Origin of the sequence: Campylobacter concisus, assembly GCF_902460415.1 — a bacterium.
Taxonomy (GTDB): Bacteria; Campylobacterota; Campylobacteria; order Campylobacterales; family Campylobacteraceae; genus Campylobacter_A; species Campylobacter_A concisus_Y.
Genome location: NZ_CABPTY010000009.1, coordinates 1 through 8,692, shown reverse-complemented (window position 1 = coordinate 8,692; position 8,692 = coordinate 1). Strand labels below are relative to the sequence as shown.

The window sequence follows — 8,692 nt, the reverse complement described above, 5'->3', positions numbered from 1 at the left end:
CAATAATATCTGCCCTTGATTATGAAATATACTTAACTAGAAAAAAAACAATAACGCCAGCAATAGCAAATAGAAATTTTGATAAAAGTTTTTATTCACTTTTAGAGAAAAATATAAAAAATAACAACCTTACCCCTTTAGAGTTAGCTAAAGCAATAACACGATTAAGAGTTACTATAAGAAATATTTTTAACAATAAGCCAAATATACGGACAAAACCCGACAGAGAAGCATAAAAAACACCTCTAAAAATTTCTTACATTGCTTTCGATGTAAGAAATTTATTTTTTACATCTCAACAAATGCAAGTTTTTAAAAATCTACATCAAATTCCGTGAAACTTTTTTATTTTTTACATCATTTTTCACGCTAAAAATTTATTTCTAGCATTGATTTTAACGCTACTTTTACACTAGCTATTAATATTTTTATTTATTAATATTCTCATATCAAATCAAGGCAAACTAACAACACTTGCAAGTTTTTAACGTTGGCTTTTGTAAATCAAGATAAAGGATAAAAAAATGACACCAACACAACACTTATTTAACAAAAAAGAGGCGGCGGAGTTTCTAGGCATAGGCTTATCAACTCTTTATCGTTATCAAAAAATGGACGACTTCCCTAAACCTATCATCTACACAAATCAAACTATCCGCTTTAAACGTGATGACCTCGAAGCTTTTATGTATAAAAAGCAAGGCGGAGCGACACCAGAGCAAGGGGGCGAAAGATGAAGCCCATAAAACCAAAATATAACGATATGAGCGAGGAGGATTTTTACTTAGGCTTTATGCTAATAGTAAAAGAGCGTAACCCTAGCCTATCAAAAGCCATAAGCAACGACGAGATAAGCGAACAAACAAAGCAGGCGTTAGATGTAGCCCTTAGCTTTTACGATACATCGCTACAACTAGCAGGGGATATTAACAAACTAAAGGACGAAAACAAAAAGCTAATAAACGGCTTTTTTAAACAGCGAAAAAGGTAAAAAATGAAAATTAGCATTACAACAGCAGGCAAAGGCGGAGCGATAATCGCTATTGAGCCTAAAAAATTAAAAGAATTTACTAGCCATTTAAGAGCTTATGGCGTTTCGAGTGTGAAAGAAGCACCACAAGGGCTAATAAATATGGCTTACGACCTATTTTACATCAACAAAAACCTAAGAAAGCAAGTAAGAGAACTAACGGAGCAAGGATACAACGATGAAAGCAATAGTAGCATTTAATGATCTAAATTTAGAGATTTCGGAGTATCAAGACACGTGGAGCTTATCAGATAGACAAGTAGCCGAGGGCTTTGGAGTTACACAAGAGGCTATTAGAAAACAAAGAACGCAGGGAGCGACTGAATACATCGAGGGCGTGCATTATTATTACAAAGATATGTATAACGATGGCAAAGGTGGCGTATATGATACACCCCCTGACAAATCGGGCGGGGTGTCTAATAGTCAAAAAATGGTATTTTGGACTAAAAAGGGCGTGATAACCCTAGGCTTTAAGCTAACCGAAACACCTCAAACAATAGCCTTTAGGGACTGGGCGAGCGATTTTATTTTAAACAGAAATAACCGCCCTACTACTATTCAAGAGCTTTTAGATAATCCTCGCTCACTTGCTGAGCTAGCTCTAAGATATGCCGATACACTAGAGCAAAATAAACGCCTAGAAACCCAAGCGGTAGAAAATAAGCCTTATATCGCATACGCTAAGACAATAGAGAGTAGCCACGGCGATTTAAAAATAGGCGAATATGCTAAATTGCTTTGTGATAAAAATAAAGGTGTAATTACAGGACAAAAGCGGTTATTCGCTTTAATGCGAGAACTAGGGTTTTTAATGTTTAATAACGAACCTTTTCAAAAGTATCTAAATATGGGATATTTTAGACGTGAACCACGACCATTTACAAAGCCAAACGGCGAGCAATGCTTAGACCTTATCACTCTAATAACACCAAAAGGTCAAGTAAAGCTAGCCGAAAGATTGATTAATGCGATAAAAAGCAAATAGTTAAGTCAAAGAGGGCGGAGCAGACAAACCGCCCTTAAAAGTTAATTTCAATGGATATTTTAGCAGAACTTGCAAGCATTATCAATACAGCCGAAAGCAAAATTTACATAGACACCATAAGGGCGACTTTTTACAAAAAGGCTATTACGCAAAAGACCCATAAAAAAATCGACCTTTTAAAATCGATCGCTCGAAAATATGGCAAAAAGTGGCAAAAGCTGGATAAGCAAACAGCAAAAGCCGTCAAGATAGAACGCCGTTACGAGTTTCGAGATTATGAGATAGTAAATATTTATGCTCTTAGTGACTTGCCTATTTTTTACGCTACTTTAAAATCGTCAGGCAACGAACCACAAAAGGCGTTATTTGAAGTTTATGGACTTAGGCAGTATAACAAGACGCCACCACCTAAAGAGCTAATAGTGGAGCTTTTAGGCGTGATAAATAACGTTTCATCGCTTGACCTTTGTTTTGACAAGGATAGCCCCTTTAACCTTGAAGCCTTTTGCGATGAGGTTATTAGCTTTGAAAATACTAAGTATCTAAAAAGCAACGATGTATTAACTAGAGTGTATTTTTATGACAAGGCAAAAAAGAATAATCTAAACTTGCCTATCTACCGAGCCGAAGCCGTAGTAAGCATAAATCCTAAAAGCAAAGATAATCCATTGCCTCTCAAACAAAGGCTAAATTTGCAACTCCCATACGCCCTAGATGAGTTTAAATCCATACTAGACAAGACCACCAAAGAGCAAGGCACAATCAAACCCTACAAGTCAAAAGAGAACAAGAGAGAACTAGCCATCTTTAAATAAATCAAGCAAAATCTATTATAATAATCAGGCGAGATTATAGCTTGTTACCTCAACGCAAGATAAATTCACTGACCTAAATTTTTGGGTGAGTGAAGCCCTAGTTTTATGCGTTAGCCTAGTTTTTGGCTTACGTAGCAAAGCCCTTAAATATGAGCTTTGTCCGTCCCCTTAAAATTAAGGGCGCGAGCCGACCCCTAAAAATAGGCTATCCGTCCAACTAGCTCTAACAATGAAACCTAAACAGCCCTATTGTCAAGGCTCGAGCTTTGAAAGTGAAACGTAAAAGCTTTATACGTTAAACGTAGCCAGCTTTAAAAGATGACCTAGATTTAATCTACATCATCGCTCCACAAAAAAACGGCTTTTAACCTTAAGCCAAAACAGCCCTTTTTTAGCTTGCTTAAGTTTTCATAAAAAAGGGTACTGCAGAGCATGCCACCGCTTGCCATATTTTTAGCGTTTTTCGTCTATCTTTTAAAATCAAAAATCAAAGCCAGCACCGAGGGGCTATAGCTTTGCACGCAAGCCACGCACGAGCGAAAATCGCAATTTAAGAAAAGCAACGTATAGTGTGCCCTAGTAAAACTACCCTACAATGACCTTTTTGTTACAAAAAATCTCCCTTTATCCTTAAATGAAAAAATTAAATATCAAGGGGGCTAAAAATATTTACATTAAGGTTAAAAATGAGAAATTTTTTTACAAAAAAAGTGAGATGGGTTAATTGCAAATTTACAGAAGCAAAGATTGATTTTATAGACTACAAAGACACTTCACTTTTAAAGTATTACTTGTCAGAGAGATTTAAAATCATGCTTGGTATAATCTAAAAAACCAAAAAAGGATGAACTTCTTAAAATACACGCTTTGAAGCAAAGTGAAAATTGCAATTAAGAAAATTTGATAAGGACAAACTTGAAAATAGCGATAAATGGCACGAGTGGTTTTGTTGGCTCAAATTTGTGTGAGTTTTTAGCTTCAAAAGGGCATGAAATTTTAAAAATAAAGCGTGAGATTTATGCGGATATTTCAGCTTTGACTGAGATTTTGCAAGAGTGTGATGCTCTAATAAATTTAGCTGGTGCAAACATCTCGCAAAGATGGAGTCAAAGCTATAAAAATGAGCTTTTTAATAGCCGAATTGTAAGTACGAAAAACCTTGTTTTGGCACTTTCAAAGACTTCAAAAAAGCCCAAAATTTTCATCTCAACTTCGGCGGTTGGCATTTATGAGAGCGGTTTAATACACGATGAAAGTTCGCAGAATTTTAATAAAGGATTTTTGGGAAAATTGGCGGTGGCTTGGGAAAATGAAGCGTTAAAGGCCAGTGAGCTTGGCGTGAAAACGGCGATTTTTAGGCTTGGCGTAGTGCTTGGCAGAGGGGTTGATGGCAAAACGGGCGGTGCTTTGGCCAAGATGTTGCCGATTTTTAAGCTAGGTCTTGGCGGCGTTTTGGCAGGCGGAAAGCAGAGCTTTTCGTGGGTGCATCTGGACGATTTGCTAAAAGCTTATGAGCTTGTGCTAAATCGTGAAATTTCAGGCATTTTTAACCTTGTTTCGCCAGAATTTGCTACCAATGAAAGCTTCACAAAGGCCCTTGCAAACATACTTAAACGCCCAGCCATTTTTAATGTCCCAAGCTTTGTTTTGCAGCTAAAATTTGGCGAAGGCTCGGCGATATTGCTTGAAGGTGCAGATGTGCGACCTGTAAATTTACTAAAACAGGGCTTTGAGTTTAAATTTGGTGATTTAAACGCTGCTTTGAGTGAAATTTTAAGCTGAGATTTTTTAAAGGCTCAACAATCTTATCAATTTTAGTAGTTTCTGATATAAGTTTTCCTGTGTAGTTTTAGTATCATATTTAAATTCACATTCATTTTTAAATGATGTCACAGCTGACACCCTAGGGGGCGTCTGTGTCACCCCTATCGGTAACACGTGTAACGTTACATGTAACGGACGAACTCGTTACAAGATGATATTAATCCTCTTTGTTTTCAGTGTAGGGCTTGACTACCTCAACGATTTTATCAAAGTTATCAGCTTTAACCCACTTTTCTAGGATAACATCAACATACTTTGGAAAATCTTGAACCGACCCCCACGCATTAACGGTCGTATAACTAAGCCCTAATTTTTCGGCAAATTCTTTTTTTGTAATACCAATGCTTTTTAACTGCGCTTTGAAAGTTTGCAAATCCATTTTTTTGAAGCCCTTATTTAAATTATTTGACGTATTATATTATTTTTAATACAAAAATACAATATTCATATTAAAAACAATACTAAATTAAGCTAGACTTAATATTATTAATAATATAATTTCGCTAAAAAAATATTAAAACTAATACTTTTAAAGGAGCAAAAAAATGAAACTCACATTTGAAATAAATGACGAACTAGACTTAACCGACGAGATACCAAGCGCGCTAAACAATATTAGCACGTTAGTATTAGCTTTGCCGCACCTCCAAAAGGCTACAAATATGAACAGCGATGTAATGATAAATGCAGGCTATTTTTTAAGCGGCGTTATCGATGATATTGCAGAGGCTATAAGCCAATATGCAGAAAAAAAGCTAACCGAGAAAAAAGAGGAGGAGCAAAAATGAAGTTAGTTTTTAACGAAATCAATGAGAATTTTGAGCTAGGCGTTGAAATAACTTGCGTATTAGGGCAAGTATCAACGCTAATGCTAGCACTAGCAAATAAACACGAGAGCATAGACGACAATGAGAGGCTAAACGCTACTTATCTACTAAGTGGCATTTTGCTCGATATTGCCTCAACGCTTCATGATTATTCGCTAAAAGACACGAAAGCGACTAAGGAGCAAGAAAATGACAGCTAAAAGATACGTAAGACTATACGAGCTTGAAAAGGCTCGTAGCTTTGATGAGCTAATAAGCACACTAGAGCAAAGCCAGGACGTTAGCAGAGATGAAGCCATTTATCAAGCAGGGGCTAAGGCGTGGCTATTCGTAGATTATTACATTAACGAACTCAGGCACGCAGAAGCACAAGTAAAGCACTTGAAAAGACAGCTTGACCGCCTAAGCCCTGGTGATAAAAGCAAAGAGGACTTTAACAAAAATAATCCCTTAGAAGCCAAAGGGATTTTTAAATGGCATAAGCCCTTAAAAGGTGCGAGCTTGCAAAACGATATGCAAGCAAGCTAATCATAATCTAAGGGGGCGAGGCTAGCCCCTAACCTCATCACTCCACGAGAGGACAAGCAGCCTTTTTCATAAAATACTAAAAAAATCAAAAAGGCTAAATCAATGCTACCAAAAGAGTTAAACACGCTAGAAACCTTTTTCAAAATCCTCGATAAGTTTTACCCAGACTGGGAGAAGCGAGCAGATGATTATTACCTAACCGAAATAGCCTTTTTAATCCTAAAAGTATTTAATAGCCCTTACACGGACGAAACTATTATTAACAATTTACGAGTTATGAAAGTGAGTAAATACGATAAAGAGCTAGCTAAAATTTACGCTTTGCCACTAGAGGCTTACAAGTGGATTATGACAAATAGAATGAAGCCAGACAGAGCAAAGGCGAGCGTAAAACGATATGTAAAAATGTGATGTAAAGAAACGGCTATTTATTTAAACACCAAAGCATAAAACAACAAAGAAACGGCGAAAAGTTACCATACAAACAACGATAAAAACAAGGCTAAAAGCGAAAAGTTACCACTAAAAAAAAGGAACAAAAATGAGCACTTAGTTGAAGCTCAAATAACGCTGTTATCGGCACAAACTCAAAAATCAGAAATAGAAATGAGCGCCTAAGTGAATACCATGCGAATACTAGCAAGCACGAAATAAACGCATAATCCTAGCAGTTAGTAAATAAAAGTGAATGCCAAAAGTGAATACTAAGCCACCTTTTAACAATACAAGCTAAAATAATCAAAAGAAAGGGTTACGAATGCAAACATTAACAATACGAGCAGACGAAGCATTAATAAGCCAAATAGTAGCAATAAGTAAGGCTCTAGCTAATACGACTAATCAAAAGCTAATTATCGATGAGGATTATCCGATTTACGACGATGGCAAGACGATGAAGCAAAGGATAGCCGATTATGAAGCGGATATTGAAGCTATCAGACGCGGAGAGCTTGAAACCTATCCACTAGAAACGTTAAAAGCCGAGATGGAAAAATGGTAGTTAGACGCACAGCACGTTTTAACCACGAATTAAAAGCTACGTTTGACTTCATAGCCAAAGACAGCCTAAACAGAGCGCGAGAGTTTAGAAACGAACTTATCGCAAAGATAGAACGCACAGCACAGACGCCTTTTATTTGTCGCAAGTCCATTAATTTTAACGATGAGAGCATTCGCGACTTGATTTTTAAAGGCTATGTGATACCTTACTTGATAGATGATGAGGTTATTTACGTGCTAGGCATTTACAAGGCTAATGAGTGGGAAGTGCAATGATAGACACCAAAGAGCAAAATTTTATTATTTATTCAACTGGCGACAATAAAGTCAATATCCAAATATTAGCCGATAAAGAGAACGAAACAATATGGCTAAATCAGAAACAAATAGCTGATATTTTTGAGACCAGCAAGCAGAATGTATCATATCACATAAGGAATATTTTAGACGAAAAGGAGCTAGGATACGCAACTGTAAAAGAAATTTTGACAGTTCAAGCAGAGGGAAGCAGGGAAGTTACAAGAGAAGTCGAACACTACAACCTTGATATGATAATCGCAGTAGGCTATCGTATAAACAGCATAAAAGCGACACAGTTTAGACAATGGGCTACTAGCACACTAAAAGAATACATCATTAAAGGCTTTGTGCTCGATGATGAGAGGCTAAAACAAGGTAATAACGTATTTAATAAAGACTACTTTAAAGAATTATTAGAACGCATACGAGCCATAAGGGCTAGTGAGAAGTTATTTTATGAAAAAGTTAGGGAGTTATTCGCGCTAAGCGTGGATTATGATAAGACATCGCAGACGGCTAAAAATTTCTTTGCTAATATCCAAAATAAACTAGAATATGCAGTAACCAAAAAGACATCGGCGGAGATTATCAAAGAGCGTGCAGACCATACAAAGCCAAATATGGGCTTAACGACTTGGAGTGGAAGCGATAGAGGCAAAGAGCCGATAAAGTCAGATATTGCTGTAGCTAAAAATTATTTATACGAGGACGAGCTAAGCAGACTTAATAGATTAACTGGCATGTTACTTGACTATGCAGAAAACCAAGCAGAACAAGGCATAGTAATTCAGATGAAAGACTGGGATATTAAAGTAGATGATTTTTTAATCTTTAATGGCTATGAAATTTTAAAAGGCTTTGGTAAATTTAGCGCTGACAATGCAAAAGCTAAAGCAGAACTAGAATATACGAAATTTAAAGAACTAAAGCAAGATGATAGTTTTAAAGACGAAGTAAAACGAATAATTGCTAAAGGTAAAAAATAAAGCCTATCGTAGTGAAGCGTGAAACGTAATAAGACGGTAATGTTTCACAAAATAACCTTAATTAAGTTTTCGAGCAAAAAAGAGATAAAAAATTACTAATCCTTAAGCCAAAACGACTACTTTAAGCGTCCGAAACTTAAATTATTTAACTTTACAACTTTACAATCCCCTATTTTAGGCACTTACAATTATTTTGTATTGAAAACTAAACTTTTCATAACCAACAAATCAAACACTTGAAGCTTAAAAATCTAGAGTGTATAAATGAGTGTAAAAATTATTGATTTTAATTTTATTAAAAGTCGATAAATACGAGCTTTAAAGCTAAAATCATTTCCCGCTTAACTCCACCAGTGCTTTACTACATCTTTTGCTTAATATATTTTCACCATTTT

General features: G+C 36.1%; 15 protein-coding genes and 1 pseudogene. 15 read left to right on the top strand and 1 reads right to left on the bottom strand.

Annotation, left to right across the window (positions count from 1 at the left end; translation table 11 throughout):
• From FZ940_RS09550 to FZ940_RS09275, 8 genes and pseudogenes are all read left to right on the top strand, one after another.
• Positions 1-236: hypothetical protein (locus FZ940_RS09550; protein WP_222862006.1), on the top strand; the 236-nt coding region annotated here is incomplete at its 5' end.
• A 288-nt stretch (positions 237-524) separates the two neighbouring features.
• Complete coding sequence (locus tag FZ940_RS09305; protein WP_087583607.1) at positions 525-737, top strand: helix-turn-helix transcriptional regulator; 213 nt, start codon at positions 525-527, stop codon at positions 735-737.
• Positions 734-991: a hypothetical protein gene (locus tag FZ940_RS09300; RefSeq protein WP_148822335.1), complete on the top strand. Its 258-nt coding sequence runs from the start codon at positions 734-736 to the stop codon at positions 989-991. The genes FZ940_RS09305 and FZ940_RS09300 overlap by 4 nt, the downstream gene beginning before the upstream one ends.
• Positions 992-994: 3 nt before the next feature.
• The gene (locus FZ940_RS09295) at positions 995-1,231 is read left to right on the top strand and encodes a hypothetical protein (protein WP_148822334.1); all 237 of its coding nucleotides are present in this window, start codon (positions 995-997) and stop codon (positions 1,229-1,231) included.
• The gene (locus tag FZ940_RS09290; protein ID WP_148822333.1) at positions 1,209-2,018 is read left to right on the top strand and encodes a phage antirepressor KilAC domain-containing protein; all 810 of its coding nucleotides are present in this window, start codon (positions 1,209-1,211) and stop codon (positions 2,016-2,018) included. The genes FZ940_RS09295 and FZ940_RS09290 overlap by 23 nt, the downstream gene beginning before the upstream one ends.
• A gap of 50 nt (positions 2,019-2,068) precedes the next feature.
• A complete protein-coding gene (locus FZ940_RS09285; protein ID WP_148822332.1) occupies positions 2,069-2,833 on the top strand; it encodes an aspartate carbamoyltransferase in 765 nt (254 codons plus the stop codon).
• A 686-nt stretch (positions 2,834-3,519) separates the two neighbouring features.
• Positions 3,520-3,648: pseudogene (rpsR, locus tag FZ940_RS09280) on the top strand (30S ribosomal protein S18); the annotation flags it as partial.
• Between the two features lie 100 nt (positions 3,649-3,748).
• Positions 3,749-4,615, top strand: coding sequence for a TIGR01777 family oxidoreductase (locus tag FZ940_RS09275; RefSeq protein WP_148822331.1), 867 nt, complete (start codon positions 3,749-3,751; stop codon positions 4,613-4,615).
• A 199-nt stretch (positions 4,616-4,814) separates the two neighbouring features.
• Here FZ940_RS09275 and FZ940_RS09270 read toward each other — a convergent pair whose 3' ends face one another.
• Complete coding sequence (locus tag FZ940_RS09270) at positions 4,815-5,036, bottom strand: helix-turn-helix domain-containing protein (protein ID WP_012140589.1); 222 nt, start codon at positions 5,034-5,036, stop codon at positions 4,815-4,817.
• Positions 5,037-5,202: 166 nt separating this feature from the next.
• Between FZ940_RS09270 and FZ940_RS09265 the strand changes: the two genes are divergently transcribed.
• The 7 genes from FZ940_RS09265 to FZ940_RS09235 all read left to right on the top strand — a co-directional run bounded on the left by FZ940_RS09265 (position 5,203) and on the right by FZ940_RS09235 (position 8,297).
• Positions 5,203-5,445 (top strand): hypothetical protein, encoded by a 243-nt coding sequence (locus FZ940_RS09265; protein WP_148822330.1) that lies wholly within the window; start codon positions 5,203-5,205, stop codon positions 5,443-5,445.
• Positions 5,442-5,684 (top strand): hypothetical protein, encoded by a 243-nt coding sequence (locus FZ940_RS09260; RefSeq protein ID WP_148822329.1) that lies wholly within the window; start codon positions 5,442-5,444, stop codon positions 5,682-5,684. Before FZ940_RS09265 ends, FZ940_RS09260 begins: the two co-directional genes overlap by 4 nt.
• Positions 5,674-6,012, top strand: a complete 339-nt coding sequence (locus tag FZ940_RS09255; protein ID WP_103559423.1) for a hypothetical protein — start codon at positions 5,674-5,676, stop codon at positions 6,010-6,012. The genes FZ940_RS09260 and FZ940_RS09255 overlap by 11 nt, the downstream gene beginning before the upstream one ends.
• 102 nt (positions 6,013-6,114) lie before the next feature.
• Positions 6,115-6,423: a hypothetical protein gene (locus FZ940_RS09725; protein ID WP_223155900.1), complete on the top strand. Its 309-nt coding sequence runs from the start codon at positions 6,115-6,117 to the stop codon at positions 6,421-6,423.
• A 346-nt stretch (positions 6,424-6,769) separates the two neighbouring features.
• Positions 6,770-7,012: a hypothetical protein gene (locus FZ940_RS09245; protein ID WP_021083829.1), complete on the top strand. Its 243-nt coding sequence runs from the start codon at positions 6,770-6,772 to the stop codon at positions 7,010-7,012.
• The gene (locus FZ940_RS09240; protein ID WP_148822328.1) at positions 7,006-7,287 is read left to right on the top strand and encodes a type II toxin-antitoxin system RelE/ParE family toxin; all 282 of its coding nucleotides are present in this window, start codon (positions 7,006-7,008) and stop codon (positions 7,285-7,287) included. The genes FZ940_RS09245 and FZ940_RS09240 overlap by 7 nt, the downstream gene beginning before the upstream one ends.
• Positions 7,272-8,297, top strand: coding sequence for a virulence RhuM family protein (locus tag FZ940_RS09235; RefSeq protein WP_223155901.1), 1,026 nt, complete (start codon positions 7,272-7,274; stop codon positions 8,295-8,297). Before FZ940_RS09240 ends, FZ940_RS09235 begins: the two co-directional genes overlap by 16 nt.
• Positions 8,298-8,692 lie beyond the last annotated feature (395 nt).

Coding starts and splice junctions, on each gene's coding strand:
- FZ940_RS09305 (WP_087583607.1), top strand. CDS start 525: ATGACACCAACACAACACTTATTTAACAAAAAAGAGGCGGCGGAGTTT.
- FZ940_RS09300 (WP_148822335.1), top strand. CDS start 734: ATGAAGCCCATAAAACCAAAATATAACGATATGAGCGAGGAGGATTTT.
- FZ940_RS09295 (WP_148822334.1), top strand. CDS start 995: ATGAAAATTAGCATTACAACAGCAGGCAAAGGCGGAGCGATAATCGCT.
- FZ940_RS09290 (WP_148822333.1), top strand. CDS start 1,209: ATGAAAGCAATAGTAGCATTTAATGATCTAAATTTAGAGATTTCGGAG.
- FZ940_RS09285 (WP_148822332.1), top strand. CDS start 2,069: ATGGATATTTTAGCAGAACTTGCAAGCATTATCAATACAGCCGAAAGC.
- FZ940_RS09270 (WP_012140589.1), bottom strand. CDS start 5,036: ATGGATTTGCAAACTTTCAAAGCGCAGTTAAAAAGCATTGGTATTACA.
- FZ940_RS09265 (WP_148822330.1), top strand. CDS start 5,203: ATGAAACTCACATTTGAAATAAATGACGAACTAGACTTAACCGACGAG.
- FZ940_RS09260 (WP_148822329.1), top strand. CDS start 5,442: ATGAAGTTAGTTTTTAACGAAATCAATGAGAATTTTGAGCTAGGCGTT.
- FZ940_RS09255 (WP_103559423.1), top strand. CDS start 5,674: ATGACAGCTAAAAGATACGTAAGACTATACGAGCTTGAAAAGGCTCGT.
- FZ940_RS09725 (WP_223155900.1), top strand. CDS start 6,115: ATGCTACCAAAAGAGTTAAACACGCTAGAAACCTTTTTCAAAATCCTC.
- FZ940_RS09245 (WP_021083829.1), top strand. CDS start 6,770: ATGCAAACATTAACAATACGAGCAGACGAAGCATTAATAAGCCAAATA.
- FZ940_RS09240 (WP_148822328.1), top strand. CDS start 7,006: ATGGTAGTTAGACGCACAGCACGTTTTAACCACGAATTAAAAGCTACG.